At 64.8% G+C, this 21,492-nt stretch carries 18 protein-coding genes and 2 tRNA genes; 4 read left to right on the top strand and 16 right to left on the bottom strand.

The annotated features are described in order from the left end of the window. Positions 1 to 42: 42 nt before the first annotated feature. Complete coding sequence (gene ccmB, locus RBB39_RS13785; protein ID WP_045991115.1) at positions 43 to 777, bottom strand: heme exporter protein CcmB; 735 nt, start codon at positions 775 to 777, stop codon at positions 43 to 45. Beyond that, on the bottom strand, positions 774 to 1,415 hold the full coding sequence (ccmA, locus tag RBB39_RS13780) for a cytochrome c biogenesis heme-transporting ATPase CcmA (protein ID WP_045991116.1): 642 nt from the start codon (positions 1,413 to 1,415) through the stop codon (positions 774 to 776). Before ccmA ends, ccmB begins: the two co-directional genes overlap by 4 nt. Before the next feature lie 276 nt (positions 1,416 to 1,691). Here ccmA and lexA point away from each other — a divergent pair, with 276 nt between their 5' ends. Both lexA and RBB39_RS13770 read left to right on the top strand, forming a co-directional pair. Beyond that, the gene (lexA, locus tag RBB39_RS13775; protein ID WP_045991117.1) at positions 1,692 to 2,168 is read left to right on the top strand and encodes a transcriptional repressor LexA; all 477 of its coding nucleotides are present in this window, start codon (positions 1,692 to 1,694) and stop codon (positions 2,166 to 2,168) included. Further along, positions 2,168 to 2,794 carry a YigZ family protein gene (locus RBB39_RS13770; RefSeq protein ID WP_045991118.1) on the top strand — a complete coding sequence of 209 codons (627 nt, stop codon included), beginning with the start codon at positions 2,168 to 2,170 and terminating at the stop codon, positions 2,792 to 2,794. Before lexA ends, RBB39_RS13770 begins: the two co-directional genes overlap by 1 nt. Positions 2,795 to 2,871: 77 nt before the next feature. On the opposite strand, the gene RBB39_RS13765 is transcribed toward RBB39_RS13770, so the two are convergent. From RBB39_RS13765 to RBB39_RS13750, 4 genes are all read right to left on the bottom strand, one after another. Then, complete coding sequence (locus RBB39_RS13765; protein ID WP_045991119.1) at positions 2,872 to 4,650, bottom strand: lysophospholipid acyltransferase family protein; 1,779 nt, start codon at positions 4,648 to 4,650, stop codon at positions 2,872 to 2,874. A 231-nt stretch (positions 4,651 to 4,881) separates the two neighbouring features. Then, positions 4,882 to 6,204 (bottom strand): sodium ion-translocating decarboxylase subunit beta, encoded by a 1,323-nt coding sequence (locus RBB39_RS13760; RefSeq protein ID WP_306169155.1) that lies wholly within the window; start codon positions 6,202 to 6,204, stop codon positions 4,882 to 4,884. A 9-nt stretch (positions 6,205 to 6,213) separates the two neighbouring features. Next, a complete protein-coding gene (gene oadA, locus RBB39_RS13755; RefSeq protein WP_045991121.1) occupies positions 6,214 to 8,025 on the bottom strand; it encodes a sodium-extruding oxaloacetate decarboxylase subunit alpha in 1,812 nt (603 codons plus the stop codon). Positions 8,026 to 8,097: 72 nt separating this feature from the next. After that, positions 8,098 to 8,346 (bottom strand): OadG family protein, encoded by a 249-nt coding sequence (locus RBB39_RS13750; protein WP_045991122.1) that lies wholly within the window; start codon positions 8,344 to 8,346, stop codon positions 8,098 to 8,100. Positions 8,347 to 8,533: 187 nt separating this feature from the next. Between RBB39_RS13750 and RBB39_RS13745 the strand changes: the two genes are divergently transcribed. Further along, positions 8,534 to 9,565 carry a tRNA-dihydrouridine synthase gene (locus tag RBB39_RS13745; RefSeq protein ID WP_045991123.1) on the top strand — a complete coding sequence of 344 codons (1,032 nt, stop codon included), beginning with the start codon at positions 8,534 to 8,536 and terminating at the stop codon, positions 9,563 to 9,565. A gap of 52 nt (positions 9,566 to 9,617) precedes the next feature. Here the strand turns inward: RBB39_RS13745 and RBB39_RS13740 are convergent, their stop codons facing one another. From RBB39_RS13740 to RBB39_RS13695, 10 genes are all read right to left on the bottom strand, one after another. Next, positions 9,618 to 10,484 (bottom strand): DUF1989 domain-containing protein, encoded by an 867-nt coding sequence (locus RBB39_RS13740; protein ID WP_045991124.1) that lies wholly within the window; start codon positions 10,482 to 10,484, stop codon positions 9,618 to 9,620. 291 nt (positions 10,485 to 10,775) lie between these two features. Continuing rightward, positions 10,776 to 10,852 (bottom strand) — tRNA-Arg (locus RBB39_RS13735). Positions 10,853 to 10,935: 83 nt separating this feature from the next. Next, positions 10,936 to 11,028: transfer RNA gene (locus RBB39_RS13730), tRNA-Ser, on the bottom strand. 85 nt (positions 11,029 to 11,113) lie between these two features. After that, positions 11,114 to 11,308 carry a carbon storage regulator CsrA gene (gene csrA / locus RBB39_RS13725; RefSeq protein WP_045991125.1) on the bottom strand — a complete coding sequence of 65 codons (195 nt, stop codon included), beginning with the start codon at positions 11,306 to 11,308 and terminating at the stop codon, positions 11,114 to 11,116. 188 nt (positions 11,309 to 11,496) lie between these two features. Then, complete coding sequence (locus RBB39_RS13720; RefSeq protein WP_045991126.1) at positions 11,497 to 12,747, bottom strand: aspartate kinase; 1,251 nt, start codon at positions 12,745 to 12,747, stop codon at positions 11,497 to 11,499. 113 nt (positions 12,748 to 12,860) lie between these two features. Next, on the bottom strand, positions 12,861 to 15,467 hold the full coding sequence (gene alaS, locus RBB39_RS13715) for an alanine--tRNA ligase (protein ID WP_306169154.1): 2,607 nt from the start codon (positions 15,465 to 15,467) through the stop codon (positions 12,861 to 12,863). 183 nt (positions 15,468 to 15,650) lie between these two features. After that, a complete protein-coding gene (locus RBB39_RS13710) occupies positions 15,651 to 16,124 on the bottom strand; it encodes a regulatory protein RecX (protein WP_045991128.1) in 474 nt (157 codons plus the stop codon). A gap of 145 nt (positions 16,125 to 16,269) precedes the next feature. Then, complete coding sequence (recA, locus tag RBB39_RS13705; protein WP_045991129.1) at positions 16,270 to 17,340, bottom strand: recombinase RecA; 1,071 nt, start codon at positions 17,338 to 17,340, stop codon at positions 16,270 to 16,272. A 294-nt stretch (positions 17,341 to 17,634) separates the two neighbouring features. Then, positions 17,635 to 18,135, bottom strand: a complete 501-nt coding sequence (locus tag RBB39_RS13700; RefSeq protein ID WP_045991130.1) for a CinA family protein — start codon at positions 18,133 to 18,135, stop codon at positions 17,635 to 17,637. Positions 18,136 to 18,310: 175 nt separating this feature from the next. Beyond that, positions 18,311 to 18,469, bottom strand: coding sequence for a YqaE/Pmp3 family membrane protein (locus RBB39_RS13695; RefSeq protein WP_045991131.1), 159 nt, complete (start codon positions 18,467 to 18,469; stop codon positions 18,311 to 18,313). A 342-nt stretch (positions 18,470 to 18,811) separates the two neighbouring features. Here RBB39_RS13695 and mutS point away from each other — a divergent pair, with 342 nt between their 5' ends. Further along, complete coding sequence (mutS, locus tag RBB39_RS13690) at positions 18,812 to 21,412, top strand: DNA mismatch repair protein MutS (protein ID WP_371931876.1); 2,601 nt, start codon at positions 18,812 to 18,814, stop codon at positions 21,410 to 21,412. Positions 21,413 to 21,492 lie beyond the last annotated feature (80 nt).

Below are 21,492 nucleotides of genomic sequence, written 5' to 3'. Positions count from 1 at the left end.
ACCTCGATCAACCTTGAATTCGTGATGGCCACGACGGCCCGATCAACCATGGATACTGATGCGCAGCGACGCGGCAATGGCCACAGGAGCCGCCATCAGCGCTACCGACAACAGCGCGCCGATCACCGCCAGGTGCCCAAGCCATTCCCCGCCGCCCAGCGCCGCGCCCATGGCGCCGGTGCCGAAGATCAGCACCGGCATGAAAAGTGGCAACACCAGAAGCGACAGCAGCATGCCACCACGCGCCAGCCCCACCGTCAGCCCTGCGCCGATGGCACCGATCAGGCTGATGCAGCCACTTCCCAGTGCCAGGGTCGCGCTCAGCGCCAGGTAGCTGCCCTGGGGCAATGCCAGCAGCACCCCCAGCAAGGGGGCCATCAACGCCAGCGGTAGCCCGGTGGTCAACCAGTGCACGGCGACCTTGGCCAGCACCAGCAGCGACAGCGGGTGCGGTGCAAGCAACAGTTGCTCCAGGGTGCCGTCCTCGAAGTCGCCACGAAACAGGCCGTCCAGCGACAGCAGTGCCGACAGCAAGGCGGCCACCCACAACACGCCAGGGGCGATCAGCGCCAGGCGTTCGGGTTCCGGCGAGATCCCCAGTGGAAACAGGGTGATCACCATGGCGAAGAACACCAGCGGGGTCAGGGCGTCACCCGGTCGACGGGCGACCGCCGTCAAGTCACGGCGGAAGGTGGCAGCCATCGCGCGGCCAAGGCCATCACCGGCCTCTCTGACCGGCTCGGCGGCTTCGATCGACCCAGACATCGGCGTGTTCATGAAGCCACCTGTCGTTGTCCGTCCAGGGTCAGCCGGCGCACGCCAGGCACATTGGACAGCGGATGGTGGGTGGTGACCAGCACCGCGCCGCCGCTGGCGGCATGGTTGGCCAGGCGGCGCTCCAGGGCGGCCACGCCGGCCACATCGATCGCGGTAAAAGGTTCGTCCAGCACCCACAGGGCACGGCGACTCGACACCAGACGAGCCAGGGTCACCCGGCGCTTCTGGCCGGCCGATAGCTGGGCGGTGGGGACGTCCTCGAAGCCGGCCAGGCCGACTTCGGCCAGGGCCGCCTCGAGCTCGGCATCGGGGCGCCCCTCGCCCCCCAGCGCCTGATACCAACGCAGGTTTTCCAGGGCACTCAGGTTGGCCTTGATACCCGGGGCATGGCCCAGATATAGCAGGTTGGCCAGCAGGTCGGCGCGGGCGCGGGGCAGCGCCCGCCCCTGCCAGCGCACCTCTCCATCGACGTCGGCGATCTGGCCGCACAGGATCTTCAACAGCGTGGTCTTGCCACTGCCGTTGGGTCCCTCGACTCGGAGCACTTCCCCCGCCTTGAGGACAACATCCAATCCTCGAAACAACCAGCGGCCATCGCGCTCACAGGCCAGTTGTCGGGCTTCAAGACACAGACGCAAAGGGCACTCCACAACCAGGGACGGGGCAGCAAATCACGCACAGACTTTACACCGATTGCACTACCCGAACCAGACAGCCAGCGCAGCTGACAGCCGCAATCGCACAGGCAATGCACCTTTCGTTGATCCATGGCACTTGCACGAGCGGCGAGGCCTGCTATCTTTCACATACTGTATGAATCGACAGTATCAAGATCCCTCGACGTTGACACCAATCGCCACCCGCTACTCCATCCCGTGACAGCCCGACCCTCACAACAAGGGAGACCCCGCGCCATGGATATCGCGACCTGCCAGTTCCTCGAACGCCTGCCCAACCTGCCCATCGCCGACAGCTGGGCACCCGTCGACTCCACCTCGGATGCCCTGGTGGAGGTCCCCCTGCTGGGGCAGGTATCCGCCGGCATGCCGATCGAGGCCTGCCTGGACAACGCCACCCTGCAGGTGCCATCGCGCATGGTCAGGCGCAACACCTACGCCCTCAAGGTGTGCGGCAACTCGATGATCGATTGCAATATCTTCGACGGCGATGTGATCATCATCGAACGCCAGGAAAGCGCCGAGAACGGCGAAACGGCGGTGGTGATGATCAATGACCAGGAGGTCACCCTGAAAAAGCTCTATATCGAGAAGAATGGTGTTCGCCTGCAGCCGGCCAACGAGACCATGCCCCCGATCTACCTGAAGAACAGTGACATCCGTGTGCTGGGTCTGGTCATGGGTGTCGCCCGCCAGGAAGAAATGGCCGCCTGATGCGCTACCCGATACCCGAGCTTGCCCCCGGTGAGTGGCACGAAAGCGAGATCGAGGTGGAAAAGAGCCGCTTTATCGCCTGGGTGGCCCACGCCCCCAAGGTGGCGGACTTCGAAGCGCTGCTGGCCGAGGCTCGCAGGCAGCATCCCAATGCCAGCCATCATTGCAGCGCCTACATCGCAGGCCCGCCCGGGGAGCAGGTGCACATTGGCTTCTCCGATGACGGCGAGCCGGGCGGTACCGCCGGCCGACCGATGTTTCAGGCACTCGATGGCGATGGCATCGGCCAGGTGGGCGCGGTGGTGACCCGCTACTTCGGCGGCACCAAGCTCGGTACCGGCGGACTCGCCCGCGCCTATACCCAGGCGCTGGTCACGGCGCTGGAAAGCCTGCCCAGGGGCGAATGCATCGAGCGCCGCCCACTCAAGATACGGGTCGACTTTGCCGGCGAGGCCGACGCCCGACAGTGGTGCCAGGGGCAGGATATCCCGGTGCAGGCGGTGGACTACGGGGCCGAAGGCGTCACCTTGACCCTGGGCTGGCCCAGTGAACGGACCACCGACCTGAGCGAGCTCAGCACTCGCCTCAAGGGCCGCATCGAGTCCCTGGACCATCAGGCAGGCTAGGCCCGCTCGATGCTAACATCGAGGGAGCCTCCAGCCCCGTCTGTTCCGCCTCCGGGGCCGGTCCGACGCAGCCCATGCTAAAGCGGCCTCTCCAGGACGGCGCGTTCGTCCTTGGTGAGAGTGTCCTCTCCAGACGAGACAGCGTCTTCACCGATATAGCGTCTGCGCTTGTCGGCCTTGAGCCGTGCCACGTCCACCACCACCAGGCCATCGATGCAGTAGCCGAAGGCGGTATCCACGCCGAAGGCCTTGAAGCTGACGCCGCCAGGTTCGGCCACCTCCACGTATTGCTTGTAGAGCGCCGGCACCCCCGCCCCCATGGCCTGCAGGGCGCCTTTCAAGCGCTGAAAGTCCTCGCCGGCATCGTTGCCGGCGAACAGCCGATCCGCCTCCTCGCGCCCGGCGCGCGACATCGTGCACACCGCCTTGGCCCGGATCGGGCTGTCACCGTCCCCGTGGTAGTGCCGGTAGTAGCTGACCAGCAGGTCCTTGGCCAGGGGCGGTAGATGATTGGGAATGGTCACCGGCCCGAACAGCCAGCGCACCTCGGGATGATGGCGCAGGTAGGCGCCAAGACCATGCCAGAGATAGTCGAGACTGCGACGTCCCCAGTAGCGTGGCTGGACAAAGCTGCGGCCCAGCTCCAGCCCGTGGCGCCAGCGATCCATCGGCGCCTGTTCGAGATGAAAGATGGTGGCGCTGTAGAGCCCTTCGATGCCTTTGCTATCGAGGATGCGCCCGACCTCACCGAGACGATAGGCCCCGGCGATTTCCAGGTCACGATCGTCCCACAGCACCAGATGACGATAGTGCTCGTCGTACTCGTCCAGATCCCGCTTCTTGCCGGTGCCCTCGCCGACCCGGCGAAAGGCAATTTCGCGCAGCCGCCCGATCTCACGCATCACCGCAGAGTCGGGACGATGGTCAAACAGCAGGATCTGCTTGCCGTCAGGCGTCCTGCCCAGCACCTCGGCGTCGACCAGCTCCTCTCGCAGGTGCTGGCGATTTTCCGGATGGGCAATACCGGCCTCGGAGACAAACACGCCCTTGCGTCCCCGCCCCAGACGGTAGACGTGCTTGCGCAACAGCTTGAGCTTGGCGACGGTGGCCAGGTCCTCGCGGTCGAAGCGTGACAGCGGGATCTCGCCCCCCACCTTGAGCGTGATGTGCCGCCCTTTCTGGCGAAACATCTCGTGGGGCAACAGCAGCGTGCCCAGCGGCGAGTACAGCGAGGCCAACGAATAGAACAGCGAGGAGTTGCGACCGCCCACGTGCACCGGCAGGATCGGCGCATTGGTGCGCCGGGCCGCGTGCAGGAAACCCGACAGCCAGTTGCCGTCCTTTACCCCCTTGGGCCCCGCCCGCGACACCTCGCCGGCGGGGAAGACGATCACCGCCTGTTCATCGTCGAGGGCATCGACGATGCCCTGCAGGCTCTTGCGAAAGCCCCTGCGCGACAGGTTGTCCACCGGCAGCAGCAACGGTGCCAACGGCGAAAGCTGCATCAACAGATCATTGGCGACGATCTTCACGTCAGGGCGTACATCCGCCACCATGCGTACCAGCGCCAGCCCATCCAGAGCACCGAGGGGATGATTGGCGACGATCACCACCCTGCCGGCGACCGGAATGTTGTCGCGATCACGCGACGACAGCGAATAGCCGAAGTTCAGCTGATCGAGCACCGCGTCGATGAACTCGAGCCCTCCGGCGCGGCGATGACGCTCGAGAAAGGCATTGATCTCGCGCTCGTGCACCAGCCCCTTGAGGCCGGCGCTCAACAGGCGGCGGCACCAGGCTGGCCAGCTCTGTGCCTTCGGCACCTTGGCCATCAAGGCCTTTTCGACATCGATCATGCCCGTCCTCCGTCGGTGGCAATAGCCGCCAGACTAGAAAGCGCGCATGACAGCACCGTGGCGATCGCGTGTAAGCGGGATGACGGGCTCGACCAGAGTCAGCTACAAAAGCAGCGCCCCCACCTGGCGGCGGGGGCGCTGCGTTCGGTCAAACCTGGGCTGCGGGCCCGGATGACTCTACTCCCGGGTCTTGATCACCATCCCGGGACCATCATGTCGGGGACCCGATCATCATCCCAGGTACTTGATCATCACCCCGGCGGCTACCGCCGAGCCGATGACACCAGCAACATTGGGTCCCATTGCGTGCATCAGCAGGAAGTTGTGGGGATTGGACTCGAGCCCCACCTTGTTGGACACCCGCGCCGCCATGGGCACCGCCGAGACACCGGCGGAGCCGATCAACGGGTTGATCGGATGCTTGCTGATGAGGTTGAGCAGCTTGGCCATCAGCACACCGCAGGCGGTGCCGATGGCAAAGGCCACCATGCCGAGCCCGAGGATGCCCAGGGTCTCCACCGCCAGGAAGCGGTCGGCCATCAGCTTGGAGCCCACCGACAGTCCGAGGAAGATGGTCACGATGTTGATCAGGGCGTTCTGCGCCGTGTCCGAGAGCCGTTCGACCACCCCGCACTCACGCATCAGGTTGCCGAAGCAGAACATCCCGAGCAGCGGCGCCGCATCCGGCAGGAACAATACCACCAGGATCAGCAGTGCCAGCGGAAACACGATCTTCTCGAGCTTCGACACCGGACGCAGCTGGGTCATGGCGATGCTGCGCTCCTTCTTGGTGGTCAACGCCTTCATGATCGGCGGCTGGATCAACGGCACCAGCGCCATGTAGGAGTAGGACGCCACCGCGATGGCACCCAGCAGCTCGGGGGCCAGGATGCTCGAGACATAGATCGAGGTCGGACCGTCGGCTCCACCGATGATGCCGATGGCCGCAGCCTGGTTGAGGCTGAAGTCCATCCAGCCCATGGCGGTCATGCCCACCGCCCCGATCAGGGTCGCGAAGATGCCGAACTGGGCGGCGGCGCCGAGGAACAGGGTGCGCGGGTTGGCCAGCAGCGGACCGAAGTCGGTCATCGCGCCGACCCCCATGAAGATCACCAGCGGCGCGATACCGGAGGCGATGGCCACGCTGTAGAACTGATACAGCATGCCATGGGAATAGCCCCCATCCATGGCCAGGTCGTTGGCGGTACGAAGCAGCGCCGGCGAGATATCACCGTGCAGCGTCTCGCTGATGGCGTAGCGCCAGGTATCCACGTCGGCGCCAGCTGGCAGACTGGTGCCGAGCGCCTGGGCCATCTGCGCCAGCAGCTCGGGACGGCCCAGGTGGGCCGCCTGCTCTGCCGCCGACAACGCCAGCCCTGCCTCGGGAATATTGGCCAGGATGCCGCCGAAGCCGATCGGCACCAGCAACAGCGGTTCGAACTTCTTGGCGATGGCCAGCCACAAGAGCAGCAGGCCCACCACCAGCATCACCGCCTGGCCCAGGGTCAGGTTGTACAGCCCGGAGCCGTACCATAGGGTCAGAATCTTCTCCATGGGAGGTCCTTAAAGCACGATCAGGGTGTCGCCGACGGAGACGCTGTCGCCCTCGGCGACCTGGACGTCAGACACGGTGCCGGCAGCAGCAGCGCGGACCTCGGTCTCCATCTTCATCGCCTCGAGGATGACCACCACGTCACCCTCGGCCACGCTGTCGCCGGGCTTGACGTTGACCTTGAAGATGTTGCCGGCCAGCGGTGCATCGATGGTCTCGCCGGAGGAAGCTGCCGGCGCCGCCGGTGCAGCGTCAGAAGAGCCAGCGGCGGGCGCTTCCTTGACCTGGGAAATGTCGCCACCCTCGGCGACCTCGACCACGTAGGCGGTGCCGTTGACCTTGACGGTGTAGGTCTCGGGTCCGGCGGTACCAGCCTTGGCCGCCGTCGCCTTGGCGGGCGCAGCGGGCGTCGCCGCCTCGACACTGGGAGCGGGTTCGAAGGCGTCGGGGTTGTCACGGTTCTTGAGGAACTTGAGCCCGATCTGCGGGAACAGTGCGTAGGTCAGAACGTCGTCTACCTGACGCTCGCCTTCGGCCAGACGGATGCCGTCATCCTTGGCCTTGGCGGCCAGCTCATCGGTCAACCGCGACATCTCGGGATCCAGCCGATCCGCAGGACGCTCGGTGATCGGCGAGGCACCGTCCAGCACCCGGCTCTGCAATTCGCTGTCGAAGTCCGCCGGCGCAGCGCCGTACTCGCCCTTGAGCAGCGCCTGCACCTCCTTGGAGATGGACTTGTAGCGCTCCCCCATCATCACGTTCATCACCGCCTGGGTGCCGACGATCTGGGAGGTGGGGGTCACCAGCGGAATAAAGCCGAGGTCTTCACGGACCCGAGGAATCTCCTTGAGCACCTCGTCGAGACGGTCACCGGCGCCCTGCTCCTTCAACTGGCCTTCCATGTTGGTGAGCATGCCGCCCGGCACCTGGGCCACCAGAATGCGCGAGTCGATGCCCTTGAGCGAGCCCTCGAAAGCGGCGTACTTCTTGCGCACCTCACGAAAATAGGCGGCGATATCTTCCAGGGCCTCCAGGTCCAGGCCGGTATCGCGCTCGGTGTCCTTGAGCATCGCCACCAGCGATTCGGTGGGGCTGTGGCCGTAGGTCATCGACATCGAGGAGATGGCGGTATCGACGTTGTCGACGCCTGCCTCGGCGGCCTTGAGCGCGGTCGCCGACGAAAGCCCGGTAGTGGCGTGGCAGTGCAGATGGATGCGAATATTCAGCGCCGACTTGAGTTTGGTGACGAGCTCGAAGGCGTCATAGGGAGTCAGAAGCCCCGCCATGTCCTTGATCGCCAGGGAGTCGGCGCCCATGTCGGCGATGGACTTGGCCAATTCCACCCAGCTATCCAGGGTGTGCACCGGGCTCTTGGTGTAGGAGATGGTACCCTGAGCATGGCCATCGTTGGCCTTGACCGCCTGGATCGCACGCTCGAGGTTACGTGGGTCGTTCATCGCATCGAACACGCGGAAGACATCGACCCCGTTGGTCTTGGCGCGCTCGACGAAGCGGTCGACCACGTCATCGGCATAGTGGCGATAGCCCAACAGGTTCTGGCCCCGCAGCAACATCTGCTGGGGCGTATTGGGCATGGCTTCCTTCAACGCCCGTATCCGCTCCCACGGATCTTCGCCGAGGTAGCGGATACAGGCGTCAAAGGTGGCGCCGCCCCAGGATTCCAGCGACCAGAAGCCGATCTTGTCGAGCTTCTCGGCGATGGGCAGCATGTCGTCGATACGCATGCGGGTGGCGAACAGAGACTGATGGGCGTCGCGTAGCACGACATCGGTGATGCCTAGCGGGCGTGCAGATTCGCTCATGGCTGGGTCCTTATCGTTATGAAGCGCTTTGTCGAAATTCACGGTCAGGGTCGTCGCCTGGTACGGACGACCTCAGCGACGCTGGCGGTAGCGGTGAACCGCGGCCGAGATCGCCGCCATCACCGCATCGTCCTGGCCCGGCGCGGCGGGTGCCGCCCCGCGCTTGGGCGCCTCGACCGGCACCGGTTCGGGAAAGTAGCGACCGATGACACGAGACATCAGCGTGGTGGTGATCACCAGCACCGTAAGAAAAACAAAAACAAAACCCATGCCGAGCGCCATCAGGCTGAGGCCCTCGTTGAGCAACTGAGTGTCTTGCATGCGGGATCCTCCGCGTTGTAGCGCCAAAGTTGCCTTGATCTTTCTGGATCATACGGCTTGCGCAAAAATTTTGATGCTATACCCTGCCACATCCCCGGCACAGCACCATGGTCTAAAGGTAGCAGTTTTGGTTGTTAAATTACTACATAAACAGGGGTTAGACGAAGGTCGCATCGGGCTCGCGCCCATGGAGGGCGTGATCGACGCCCACACCCGCGACCTGCTGACCCGTGACGCCGGCTTCGACTGGACGGTCACCGAGTTCGTACGGGTGGTGGACGCGCGCCTGCCGCCTCGAGTGTTCTACAAGCACTGCCCGGAACTGGCGACCGAGGGCGTCATCACCCCCAACCACATCCCGGTGCACCTGCAACTGCTCGGCTCCGACCCCGACGCCCTGGCTGCCAATGCCCGCCAGGCGCTGCGCCTCGGCGCCATCAGCCTGGACTTGAACTTCGGCTGCCCAGCCAAGCTGGTCAACCGCCATGACGGCGGCGCCTCATTGTTGCGCGATCCGCGACGCCTGGAGCGTGCCGTGGACGCCGTCCACCGTGCCGTGGGCGACAGCATCCCGGTCACTGCCAAGATCCGCCTGGGCTTCTCCGACCGCCGCCGGGCGCTGGACTGCGCCCTGGCCGCCGAGGCCGCCGGCGCCACCCAACTGGTGGTGCATGCCCGCACCCGGGACGAGGGCTATCGCCCGCCGGCCCATTGGGAGTGGATCGGCCGCATCAACCAGCGCCTGCGCATCCCGGTCGTCGCCAACGGCGACATCTGGACCCTCGAGGACTACTGGAAGGCACGCACCCTGTCCGGCTGTCGCGACGTCATGCTTGGCCGCGGCGCCCTGGCCGACCCGAAACTCGCCCCGCGCATCCGCCACTGGCAGTGCACCGGAGAGCGCCTGCCGGCCACGACATGGGCCCAGCGAGCCGGTATCCTGACGTCCTATGCTGCAATGCAGCGTACCACACTCCCGGCAAAAGTGGTGGTATCGCTACTAAAGCAGTGGATGAACCACATGAAGGCGCGCGACCGCGAGGCCGCCTCCCGCTTTCAGGCCCTGCGCCGCATCACCGATCTCGATGAATTCCTTGCGGGGCTCGGCGCCCAGCGCATCGAATCAGACGCAGCGCCAGAAACCGCACCTGACGCCACACTGCGCCAGAATCTCGCCTCACCCAAGCACCGAAGCGAGGCAGTCGCCGCCGCCCAATAGGGATAGGCAGGCCAACCTCCCCTCCCGGAGAGGAATCCGATCGGAGCAGCGCCTAGCTCTTGTCCTTGAGATCGGCCCAATCCACATCGGGATCACGCCGCCCGTGGGCGCCTGCATAGGCCGGAGATTCGGGCGGCTGCCACTGCGCCAGCCGCTCGGACTCGACCTCGAACACTTCCACCGCCAAGGGGTGGCAGGTGGACAGCGGATCCCTGGCGTCCGGCCCCCATAGATCCACCGACAGATCGCCACCGGGACAGCAGGACAGCGCGCACAACAGGTCGATCTCGGCAAACAGCTCAAGATAGTCCCCAGGCCGCGCCGGACAGGCCTTCATGAAGTACTGGTCATCGTCGTTGAGCCCGGTGCACTGGAAGACATTGAGCACGTCATGCACGTCAAACTCGGTCAACCCCCAGGGCGCGACCGCCCTCACCAGGTTGGAATGGCAGTGAAAGTCGAAATCCTCGCCGGTCAACAGGCGATTGACGTAGGGATCGCAGCGGGTTCCCAGCAGGTCATGCACACGCCCGCCTTCGGCGTCCTCACCGTAGCCTGCCAGAGTGTCGTCGATGATGGTGGCCATGGGACGCAGAAAGGGCAGCGTCGACCACAGCCTGTCGTAGGTGCTGACATGGGCCCGCTGCAGCTGACGGGTGCGCGAGGCCCACATGCGCTCGCGCGGGTCATGGCGATGCCACATGTTGAAGTCACCGACCTGGGCGCCATCGACGATGGCGATGCGAAAGACCTGCCCCGCCTTGACCTCCCATGCCAGCCCATCACGAATCGGGACCCGGTGACTGGCCACCCGCCGCCGCCTCCCCGCCCGCTCGGTCAGGCCGTCATAGAAGGCGCGATCCACGTCGAGCACTGACCCCCTGGTCGCCTGATACGCCGCCGCCACCTTGCCGCCCATGCGCCGCCCTCCCGATGCGTGAATGTCAGGCTTCAGCCTAGACCAGGCCAGGGGAGACAACGACCGACGCTCGACACAGCACCGTTCATAACGGATCGACACCAGTCAGCCGGTCAGCACGGAACTTGTCTGGAAACTTGGCAGGAAACAGCATAAAAAAAGGCGCCCATCCTTCGACAGGCGCCTAAACGATCGCAACCGGCAGTGGTCGCCAGCCGGTCAGCACGAAACTGGACAGGAAACTTGGCAGGAAACAGAAAACCCGCCCTCCGAAGAGAGCGGGTCTGAATCTGGCGCGCCCGGGAGGATTCGAACCTCCGACCACCTGATTCGTAGTCAGGTACTCTATCCAGCTGAGCTACGGGCGCGTATCAATCTCTTGATGCACCAGGCATCCAACATGCCTGATCATCGGTACCCATGAAGCCGCTTCACGACATGCATCGTAAAATGGCGGAGAGGGAGGGATTCGAACCCTCGATGAGGCTATAAACCCCATACTCCCTTAGCAGGGGAGCGCCTTCAGCCACTCGGCCACCTCTCCCTCATCGGCACGGTGCGTATCCTACCGAGACGTAAGGCCTTTGTCCAGCCCGAGGCGAAAAAAGTTCTCCGCTCGGCCACCACCTTCACTCATCATCGGCAGCGCCATCGTCAGCCTTCTCGCGCTGGATGCGCTGGTAGATCTCTTCACGGTGGACGGCAACGTCCTTGGGCGCATTCACGCCGATACGCACTTGATTTCCCTTCACCCCCAGAACGGTGACGGTGATATCGTCCCCGATCATCAGGGTTTCGCCGACGCGGCGTGTCAGGATGAGCATGACTGATCTCCTTCTCAGACTTGTTACGTGAGTCGCTACGCCGTCACGCTTCCGGACGACGTGCCCTCTTTCTTGGTGGCGAGCACTAGCGACTCATGACACCTGATTGTGCCGTTTAAGGGAAGCCCCCGGCCGAATTGGCGAGGGGACTCCTTAAAGCGTAGAAGGTGTGCGCCGCGCCGAGAAACTTATTCGCTCTCGATATCGGCCTTGTCGAGACCAAATGCCTTGTGCAGCGCACGTACTGCCAATTCCATCTGCTTCTCGTCGATCACCACGGAGATCTTGATCTCCGAGGTCGAGACCATGCGGATGTTGATGTTTTCCTCGGACAGCACGCGGAACATCTTCGAGGCGACCCCGGCGTGTGAGCGCATACCCACCCCTACCAGAGACACCTTGGCGATATTATCGTCGCCACGCAACTCGCCACCGCCCAGATCGGGGATGACCTGCTGCTCGAGGATGCGCATGGTCTGCTTGTAGTCACCCTTGGCTACGGTGAAGGTGAAGTCGGTGTAGTCACCGGCCGGCGCCACGTTCTGCACGATCATGTCGATCTCGATGTTGGCGTCGGCGATCGGGCCCAGGATGCGCGAGGCCACGCCCGGCACGTCCGGCGTGTTGAGCAGGGTCAGCTTGGCTTCGTTGGCGGTGAAGGCGATGCCTGAGATCAGCGGTTCTTCCATGGAATCCTCGTCTTGTTCGGAGTCTGCAACGATCAGGGTGCCGGGGCCGTCCTCGAAACTGGACAGCACGCGCAGCGGAACATTGTACTTGCCGGCAAATTCGACGGCGCGAATCTGCAACACCTTGGAGCCGAGGCTGGCAAGCTCCAGCATCTCCTCCACGGTGATCGAATCCAGGCGCTGGGCCTTGGAGCAGACCCGCGGGTCGGTGGTGTAGACGCCGTCCACATCGGTGTAGATCTGGCACTCGTCGGCCTTGAGCGCGGCCGCCAGCGCCACACCGGTAGTGTCCGAGCCGCCACGACCCAGGGTGGTGATATTGCCTTCCTCATCGACCCCCTGGAAGCCGGCGACCACCACCACCTGGCCAGCGTCCAGGTCTTCACGCATCTCGTCGGTCTCGATGCGCTGGATACGCGCCTTGGTGTGGGCGCTGTCGGTCATGATGCCGACCTGAGAGCCGGTGTAGGACGTTGCCGGCACGTCCAGCTTGTGCAGCGCCATCGCCAGCAGCGAGATGGTCACCTGCTCGCCGGTGGACACCAGCATGTCCATCTCACGGGGGGTCGGCTCGTCGTTGATCTCGTTGGCCATCCCGATCAGGCGGTTGGTCTCGCCGCTCATGGCGGAGACCACCACCACGACCTGATGGCCCTGGTCGCGGAAGCCCTTGACCTTCTCGGCCACGGCCTTGATGCGCTCCACCGAGCCGACCGACGTCCCACCGAACTTCTGTACGTATAGTGCCATATGCCGTCTTCCTCGCTCGTTGGATTCAATGAATGAAACTGTTGTCTCTGCGAAGTTTTGTCAGGGCAGAAAAAAGGGCCGGGGACCCTCTCGAGCCCCCGACCCCAGAGGGATCACAATTTGGCGTCCACCCAGGCCGGGACGCTCTCCAGCGCCGCCGGCAGTGCATTGACGTCACTACCGCCGGCCTGGGCCATGTCGGCACGACCGCCGCCCTTGCCGCCGACCTGCCCGGCGACGTGATTGACAAGCTCCCCGGCCTTGACCCTGGCGGTCAGATCATCGGTCACCCCGGCGATCAGGCTGACCTTGCCGGCGGCCTCGTCGGCCACCCCCAGCACGATGATGCCGGAGCCCAGCTTGTTCTTGAGCTGGTCAAGCACGCCACGCAATTCCTTGCCCGACACGCCATCCAGGTGCGTCGCCAGTACCTTGACGCCTTTGACCTCGGTGGCGCTTGCCAGCATGTCGCTGCCGGCGGCGCTGGCGAGCTTGGCCTTGAGCCGCTCGAGCTCCTTCTCCAGGCCGCGATTACGCTCGACCAGGCTGTCGACGCGCTCCTCGAGCTGCTCGGGCTTGGCCTTGAGGCGCTCGGCCACACGCGCAAGGCGCGCCTCCTGTTCGCCGAAGTAGGCCAGCGCCCCCTCACCGGTGATCGCCTCGATCCGCCGCACGCCTGAGGCGATGCCGCTCTCGGCGACGATATGACAGCAGCCGATGTCGCCACTGCGGGCCACGTGGGTACCACCACACAGCTCGATGGAGAAGTCGTCGGCACCGATGGTCAGCACCCGCACGCTGTCGGCGTACTTGGCCTCGAACAGGGCAGCGGCGCCCTTCTCCTTGGCCTCATCGAGGGTCATGCTCTCGATCCGGGTCGGCGCATTGGCCAGCACCTGCTGGTTGACCAGGCGCTCCACTTCCTTGAGCTGTTCGGCGCTCATCGCCTCGAAGTGGCTGAAGTCGAAACGCAGGCGCTCAGGCGTCACCAGCGAGCCCTTCTGCTGGACATGATCGCCCAGCACAAGACGCAGGGCCTTGTGCAGCAGGTGGGTCGCCGAGTGGTTACGCACCGTCGCCGCACGCAGGCTCTCGTCCACCTGGGGCGTGACCTCGCTGCCGACCACCAGCTCACCTTCGAGCAACACCCCCTGATGCAGGTGATGCCCCGCCTGTTTCTGGGTGTCCTTGACCAGGAACCGTCCGCCCTCGACGTTCAGGTAGCCGGTATCACCGACCTGGCCACCGGACTCGCCGTAGAAGGGGGTGCGGTCCAGCACCACCACGGCGGGATGCTCAGGCGTCAGGCGCTCGAGCGCATTGCCTTCGCTGTCATAGAGCGCGACCACCCTGGCGCTGTCCTCGAGGCGGTCGTAGCCGGTGAACTCGGTCTGGCCCTCGAGCTCGATGGTGGCGCTGTACTCGGCGCCGAACTGGCTGGCCGCCCGGGCCCGCTCACGCTGCGCCTCGAGCTCCCGCTCGAAGCCTTCGGCATCCAGGGTGACGCCACGCTCACGGCAGACATCGGCGGTGAGGTCATAGGGAAAGCCGTAGGTGTCGTAGAGCTTGAACACCGTCTCGCCCGGCAGGGTGTCACCGTCGAGCGCGGCCAGCGCCTGCTCCAGCAGGCCCATGCCATGATCCAGGGTGCGAGCGAACTGCTCTTCTTCCTTCAGCAACACGCGCTCGATCTGTGCGCGAGCCTGGCGCAGTTCCGGGTAGGCCTCGCCCATCTCGGCGTCCAGCGCCGCCACCAGGCGATGGAAGAAGGCTCCCTGGGCGCCCAGCTTGTGACCATGGCGGATTGCCCGGCGAATGATCCGCCTGAGCACGTAACCACGACCTTCGTTGGAAGGCAGCACGCCGTCCGCGATCAGGAAGGCACAGGAACGGATATGGTCGGCGATCACGCGCAGCGACGGCGCCTCCAGGTCGCTCGCACCGGTCGCCTCGGCGGCGGCCTTGAGCAGATTCTGGAACAGGTCGATCTCGTAGTTGGAGTGGCCCCCCTGCATGACCGCGGCGATGCGCTCCAGCCCCATGCCGGTATCAATGGACGGCTTGGGCAGCGGCTTCATCTCGCCGCTGGCGTCGCGATCGAACTGCATGAACACCAGGTTCCAGATCTCGATGTAGCGATCACCGTCTTCCTCCGGACTGCCGGGAGGGCCGCCCCACACCTCGGCGCCATGATCGTAGAAGATCTCGGAGCTGGGACCGCAAGGGCCGGTGTCGCCCATCTGCCAGAAGTTGTCTTCGCCCAGCTTGGAGAAGCGCTCGGGATCGATACCGATCTCGTCTTTCCAGATGCGTTCGGCCTCATCATCACTGACGTGGACGGTGACCCACAGCTTCTCCTTGGGCAGTCCCAGCACCTCGGTCAGGAAGGTCCAGGCAAAGCCGATGGCGTCGCGCTTGAAGTAGTCGCCGAAGCTGAAGTTGCCCAGCATCTCGAAGAAGGTGTGATGACGCGCGGTGTAACCGACGTTGTCCAGATCGTTGTGCTTGCCACCGGCGCGCACGCAGCGCTGGGAGGAGGTAGCCCGCACATAGTCCCTGGGGTCACGCCCGAGAAAGACGTCCTTGAACGGCACCATGCCGGCGTTGGTGAACAACAGCGTCGGATCGTTGCCCGGCACCAGCGAACTGGACGGCACGCGGGTATGACCCTGTTCTTCGAAGAACCTCAGAAAGGCCTGTCTGATATCTGCGCTTTTCATGAAATATCCGTGGCGATGAGCGATAGAGCGCGTCGAACCGGCCCACTGCCGTGGCACGCCGGAGCATCCGAGCATGAAACCGCGACCCGGGGCTGTCGCAAAAGGGGACATTATAGCGTAGTTGTCAAGCGACTAAAGTGGGTCGTGCAAAACCGCATCCGAGAAGGCCCGTCTGGCGGCGGTTCAATCATCGCCGAGGGCCCGTATCGCCTCGCGCACATGGTCGAAGTCGAAACCGCGCCCGGCCAGAAAGCGTTCACGTCGAGCACGTTCCCTGGCATCCGCTGGCAGCTCTCGGCCGAAGCGCCGCTCCAGCGCTTCGCTGGCCAGTCGATACCAGTCGACGGACTCCTCGCGCTCCAGTTCCGCCAGCGCCTCCCTGGCCAGCGCTCGATCGACGCCCCTCTGGCCCAGTTCCGCCAGCATCTTCACCGGCCCCTGCCCACGCATCAACCGACCGCGCAGAAAGCTCTCGGCGAAGCGCCGGTCGCTCTGCAGGCCTTGATCGGCAAGCGCTTCCAGGGCCTGCTCAACGTCCTCGAGGGCGTGCCCCTTGGCCAGCAATCGCCCTCGCAGCTCTTCACGGCCGTATTCGCGTCGAGCGAGCAGATCGATGGCGTGCTCGCGTGGGGACATCTGGCTGGCAGCCTTGTGCATGTCATCTCCTGTTGGCACGGGACGGCGAGCACCGACGGCGCGAGCCCCCTTTCACAAACGCCTCGGGCCCCTGTCGAGGGGCCCGAGGAAAGTCGTACGTTGCGACGTCACAGGCCGGCGTGCCGGCCTGCCGCGAGTCGACCTGCTACAGCAGATCGTCGCCAAGGTCGTCGCCAGCGGGCGCCGCGGCTTCCGCTTCCTTCTCGCTCTTCTTCGGCTCCGGCTGGGTCAGCAGCTGGGCACGAATCTGGGACTCGATCTCTTCCATGATGGCCGGGTTGTCCTCGAGGAACTGGGCGGCGTTGGCCTTGCCCTGGCCGATCTTGTTGCCCTGGTAGCTGTACCAGGCGCCGGCCTTGTCCACCAGCTTGCACTGAACGCCAAGGTCCACCACCTCGCCGGCGTGGTAGATGCCCTTGCCGTAGAGGATCTGGAATTCGGCCTGACGGAAGGGCGGCGCCACCTTGTTCTTGACCACCTTGACCCGGGTCTCGTTGCCGGTGACCTCGTCGCCCTGCTTGACCGAGCCGGTACGACGGATATCCAGACGCACGCTCGAGTAGAACTTCAGGGCGTTACCGCCGGTGGTGGTCTCGGGGCTACCGAACATCACCCCGATCTTCATGCGGATCTGGTTGATGAACACCACCATGCAGTTGGCGTTCTTGATATTGCCGGTGATCTTGCGCAGCGCCTGGGACATCAGTCGGGCCTGCAGGCCGACGTGGGAGTCGCCCATCTCGCCTTCGATCTCGGCTCTGGGCGTCAGCGCCGCCACCGAGTCGATGATGATCACGTCGACGCCACCGGAACGCACCAGCATGTCGCAGATTTCCAGCGCCTGCTCACCGGTATCCGGCTGCGACACCAGCAGATCATCCAGATTGACGCCAAGCTTCTCGGCGTAGCTGGGATCGAGGGCATGCTCGGCGTCGATAAAGGCGCAGGTCTTGCCGTCCTTCTGGGCCTGGGCGATCACCGACAGTGTCAGGGTGGTCTTGCCCGAGGACTCTGGACCAAAGATCTCCACCACTCGACCATAGGGCAGACCGCCGATGCCAAGTGCGATATCGAGACCCAACGAGCCGGTGGATACCGACGGCATCACCACCCTGGGAGCGTCTCCCAGACGCATCACCGTACCCTTGCCGAACTGGCGATCGATCTGGGAAAGGGCGGCGTCCAGCGCCTTGCTGCGGTTCTGATCCTGCGCCATTACGGAGCTCCTGTAGACAATGGATCGGGGTCGAGCGCCTTGCCCGAGTCCCCATCGGGCCCTGCGCCGGACCCTGGCAATTACTGTATGACTGAACAGTAGTATGACGAAATTTGCGGACGACGACCAGCCCTTCGAGGTGACGAATCGAGCGCATAGGGCAAATCAATAGTGGATGAGGGGTTGATCGCTGCACCGCCACAGCCGCGGGGCCGGAACGCTTGCGCCCCACGCCCGGCACACGGCGCTGGACGCTACGCCCACGGGCACATCAAGGGGCATCACCGGCAAGGCTCAGGTCAGGCTCTCGAGCCGCCTGATCAGGCCTTCGAGCGCATGGACCACGGCGGCCTGGCGAACCTCATCGCGACCGCCGGCAAAGCGCTGCCGATCGGCCTCGAGCCGCCCGTCGACGGCGAAGGCAAACCACACCGTACCGACAGGCTTTTCAGCGCTGCCGCCATCCGGACCGGCGACGCCACTGACCGAGACGCCAAGTCGGGCACCACTGTCGCGACAAGCGCCCTCTACCATCGCCTCCACCACCGGCTGACTGACGGCGCCATGGGCGTCCAGGGTCTCGCCGGGCACCCCCAGCAGCCGCTGCTTGGCGGCGTTGGAGTAGGTCACGTAGCCGGTCTCGAAGTAGCGTGAACTGCCGGCGATATCGGTAATGGCAGCGGCCACGCCGCCACCGGTACAGGACTCGGCGGCGGTCACCGAGACCCCACGCTCGACACACAACTCACCCAGCCGAATCGCCAGGCGACGAACACGATCGTCTGCATTTGTCATCGCAGGCCCGTCTCTTGTGGTGAAAACAGGGTGTCACGATACGACATCACGACAACAATGACAGGCTCGTCGTCGCCTCGGAAACGTCTTGCCACGACAACCGCGACAACAAGCCGACAGGTACAGCGCCCACCAACGCATCGCCGCGACAGTGATACCCGTCATCCAGGCAGGTTCAGCGCTTGGCAATGATCCAGATGGCGTGAACGATACCGGGAATATAGCCCAGCAGGGTCAGCAGGATATTGAGCCAGAAGTGCAGACCAAAGCCCACCTGCAGGAAGACGCCCAGCGGGGGCAGCAGGATCGCGAGAATAATGCGTACAACGTCCATATGACAGCTCCTTTGAATAGTCCGTAAAGACAGTTCCTTGTAGGCGACTCCTTGAGAGAGTCCCGCAAGGGAAGAGAGTTCCTTGAAAATCGCTCCGCACTCACCAGAAAAGGCGTCGACCGATCACCCACAAGGGTAGACGGACACCCTCTGGCCCCACAAATGCTGCATCGTGGATACATCATGCTGACACGCCTGGCCCCCGGGAAGAAAGCCCGAGACGGATCTCGGCACAGCGGTACAGGCGCGCCCTGCGCCCATGCTATCCTTGACGCCTTTCGCCAGCGTCCCTCGCGATGCCGGCCCGCCGCCGACGACTCATCAACATCGCTTCGAGATCCCATGAACGACATGGCCAAGCCCAGCGCCCCCAGCCATACGCCGATGATGACCCAGTACCTGCGGATCAAGCGCGAGCACCCCGAGGTGCTGCTGTTCTACCGCATGGGGGACTTCTACGAGCTGTTCTACGAGGACGCCAAGCGCGCCGCCGCGGCCCTCGACATTACCCTGACCCAGCGCGGGCAGTCCGCCGGCAAGCCGATTCCCATGGCCGGCATTCCCTATCATAGCGCCGAGGGCTACCTGGCACGCCTGGTCAGCGCCGGCGAGTCGGTGGCGATCTGTGAACAGATCGGCGACCCGGCCACCTCCAAGGGACCGGTGGAGCGCAAGGTGGTGCGTATCGTCACCCCCGGCACCCTCCACGACGAAGCCCTGCTCGACGCCCGCCGCGATAACCTGCTGGTGGCGATCGCGCCCCAGGGCGAGCGCATCGGCCTGGCCTGGCTCGAGGTCTCCAGCGGCCGCTTCAGCGTGCTCGAGGTGGAAATCGAGGCAGAGATGCTGTCGGAGCTGACCCGCCTGGACCCGGCGGAGCTGCTGGTACCGGATAGTACCGAGCTGCCGCCGGCGCTTGGCGAACGCCGGGGCCTGCGGCGTCAGAGCGACTGGCTGTTCGACCACGAGAGCGCCCATCGGGTGCTGTGTGACCAGTTCGGCGTGCAGGACCTCAAGGGGTTCGGCTGCGCCCACCTGCACGCGGCGATCATCGCCGCCGGGGTACTGGTGGACTACGCCAGAGACACCCAGCGCAGCGCCCTGCCCCATGTCACCGCCATCGGCGTCGAGAGTCGCGACGACACCGTGGTCATCGACGCTGCCAGCCGGCGCAACCTGGAGATCGACACCAACCTTGGCGGGGGCGGCGACAACACCCTGGCCAGCGTGCTCGACACCACCACCACCGCCATGGGCTCACGCCTGCTCAAGCGCTGGCTCAATCGACCGCTGCGTGATCGCGAGCAGGTCATGGGGCGCCAGGCGGCCATCAGCCTGCTGCTCGACCATGACGGCCATGAGCCGCTGCGCGACGACCTCAAGGCGATCGGTGACGTCGAACGCATTCTGGCCCGGGTGGCCCTCAACAGTGCCCGCCCGCGGGACCTGGCACGGCTGCGCGACGCCCTCAACGCCCTGCCGGCACTCGAGGCGAGCCTTGCCGGCTACGCCGACGGCACCACGCTCGACGGCCTGCGCCAGCACATTCGCCCCTTCCCGGAGCTGGCCGAACTGCTGACCCGAGCCCTGGTCGACAATCCTCCCGTGGTGATCCGCGACGGCGGCGTCATCGCCGAAGGCTTCGACGACGAGCTCGACGAGCACCGGGGCCTGGCCGAACACGCCGGCGACTACCTGGTGAAGCTCGAGACCCGCGAACGCTCGCGCACCGGGCTTGCCGGGCTCAAGGTCGGCTACAACAGGGTTCACGGCTACTACATCGAGATCCCCCGTGCCCAGGCCAAGGAGGCCCCGGCCGACTATATTCGCCGCCAGACGCTGAAGAACGCCGAACGCTTCATCATCCCGGAGCTCAAGGAATTCGAGGACAAGGCGCTGTCGGCCAAGTCCCGCGCCCTGGCCAGGGAAAAACTGCTGTACGACAGCCTGCTCGACAGCCTCAACGCCGAACTTGCCAGGCTCCAGGCGACGGCCAGGGCGCTGGCCGCACTCGACGTACTGTGCACCCTGGCGGAGCGTGCCCGGGCGCTGGACTTTGTCCGCCCGACGCTGTCAGAGACCCCAGGCTTCGATATCCGCGGTGGTCGCCATCCGGTGGTCGAACAGGTCAGCGACGGCCCCTTCGTGCCCAACGACCTGCGCATGGATGACGATCGCCGCATGCTGGTGATCACCGGCCCCAACATGGGCGGCAAGTCGACCTACATGCGCCAGGCGGCCCTGATCACCCTGCTCGCCCACAGCGGCAGCTTTGTGCCCGCCGACAGCGCCACCATCGGCCCGGTGGATCGCATCTTCACTCGCATCGGCTCCAGCGATGACCTGGCCGGCGGGCGCTCCACCTTCATGGTGGAGATGACCGAAACCGCCAATATCCTGCACAACGCCACCGACCACAGCCTGGTGCTGATGGACGAGATCGGCCGGGGCACCAGCACCTTCGACGGCCTGTCACTGGCCTGGGCCAGCGCCGAACACCTGACCCGTACCCGCGCCTTTACCCTGTTCGCCACCCACTACTTCGAGATGACGGCGCTGGCCACAGAGGCGCCGGCGGTGACCAACGTCCACCTGACCGCCGCCGAACACAATGATGGCATCGTCTTCATGCACCGGGTCGAGGACGGCCCCGCGAGCCAGAGCTATGGCCTGCAGGTGGCCCAGTTGGCCGGTGTGCCCCAGACCGTCATCGCCGAGGCACGGACCAAGCTTGCCGCCCTGGAGCAGCAGGAGATCGATCATGGCCGCAGGAGCGCTGATCCGGATGGCGGAAGCCGACACCACCAGTCCGCCCCCCAGCAGGCGGACCTGTTCGCCAGCGCCCCCCACCCACTGGTGGAAGAACTCGGCGGCCTGGCGGTCGATGACCTCAGTCCACGCCAGGCACTGGAACTGCTGTACCGCTGGAAGTCGGCACTGTGAGGCCCTTGTGAGGCATACTCTTGCCCGATAGCGGCGCGAGGACTAGAATGTGGCACCCAAGGACCGTAGATTATAAAAAG

Source organism: Halomonas sp. MMSF_3323 (genome assembly GCF_030733595.1).
In the GTDB taxonomy this organism is placed as follows: Bacteria; Pseudomonadota; Gammaproteobacteria; order Pseudomonadales; family Halomonadaceae; genus Halomonas; species Halomonas litopenaei.
The sequence above is the reverse complement of the archived record's forward strand: the minus strand, read 5'-3'. Positions and strand labels throughout refer to the sequence as shown.

What these genes read in the sequence shown, in the direction of transcription:
- ccmB (WP_045991115.1), bottom strand. Translation starts at nt 777, where the DNA reads ATGAACACGCCGATGTCTGGGTCGATCGAAGCCGCCGAGCCGGTCAGA.
- lexA (WP_045991117.1), top strand. Translation starts at nt 1,692, where the DNA reads ATGGATATCGCGACCTGCCAGTTCCTCGAACGCCTGCCCAACCTGCCC.
- RBB39_RS13770 (WP_045991118.1), top strand. Translation starts at nt 2,168, where the DNA reads ATGCGCTACCCGATACCCGAGCTTGCCCCCGGTGAGTGGCACGAAAGC.
- RBB39_RS13765 (WP_045991119.1), bottom strand. Translation starts at nt 4,650, where the DNA reads ATGATCGATGTCGAAAAGGCCTTGATGGCCAAGGTGCCGAAGGCACAG.
- RBB39_RS13760 (WP_306169155.1), bottom strand. Translation starts at nt 6,204, where the DNA reads ATGGAGAAGATTCTGACCCTATGGTACGGCTCCGGGCTGTACAACCTG.
- oadA (WP_045991121.1), bottom strand. Translation starts at nt 8,025, where the DNA reads ATGAGCGAATCTGCACGCCCGCTAGGCATCACCGATGTCGTGCTACGC.
- RBB39_RS13750 (WP_045991122.1), bottom strand. Translation starts at nt 8,346, where the DNA reads ATGCAAGACACTCAGTTGCTCAACGAGGGCCTCAGCCTGATGGCGCTC.
- RBB39_RS13745 (WP_045991123.1), top strand. Translation starts at nt 8,534, where the DNA reads ATGGAGGGCGTGATCGACGCCCACACCCGCGACCTGCTGACCCGTGAC.
- RBB39_RS13740 (WP_045991124.1), bottom strand. Translation starts at nt 10,484, where the DNA reads ATGGGCGGCAAGGTGGCGGCGGCGTATCAGGCGACCAGGGGGTCAGTG.
- csrA (WP_045991125.1), bottom strand. Translation starts at nt 11,308, where the DNA reads ATGCTCATCCTGACACGCCGCGTCGGCGAAACCCTGATGATCGGGGAC.
- RBB39_RS13720 (WP_045991126.1), bottom strand. Translation starts at nt 12,747, where the DNA reads ATGGCACTATACGTACAGAAGTTCGGTGGGACGTCGGTCGGCTCGGTG.
- alaS (WP_306169154.1), bottom strand. Translation starts at nt 15,467, where the DNA reads ATGAAAAGCGCAGATATCAGACAGGCCTTTCTGAGGTTCTTCGAAGAA.
- RBB39_RS13710 (WP_045991128.1), bottom strand. Translation starts at nt 16,124, where the DNA reads ATGCACAAGGCTGCCAGCCAGATGTCCCCACGCGAGCACGCCATCGAT.
- recA (WP_045991129.1), bottom strand. Translation starts at nt 17,340, where the DNA reads ATGGCGCAGGATCAGAACCGCAGCAAGGCGCTGGACGCCGCCCTTTCC.
- RBB39_RS13700 (WP_045991130.1), bottom strand. Translation starts at nt 18,135, where the DNA reads ATGACAAATGCAGACGATCGTGTTCGTCGCCTGGCGATTCGGCTGGGT.
- RBB39_RS13695 (WP_045991131.1), bottom strand. Translation starts at nt 18,469, where the DNA reads ATGGACGTTGTACGCATTATTCTCGCGATCCTGCTGCCCCCGCTGGGC.
- mutS (WP_371931876.1), top strand. Translation starts at nt 18,812, where the DNA reads ATGAACGACATGGCCAAGCCCAGCGCCCCCAGCCATACGCCGATGATG.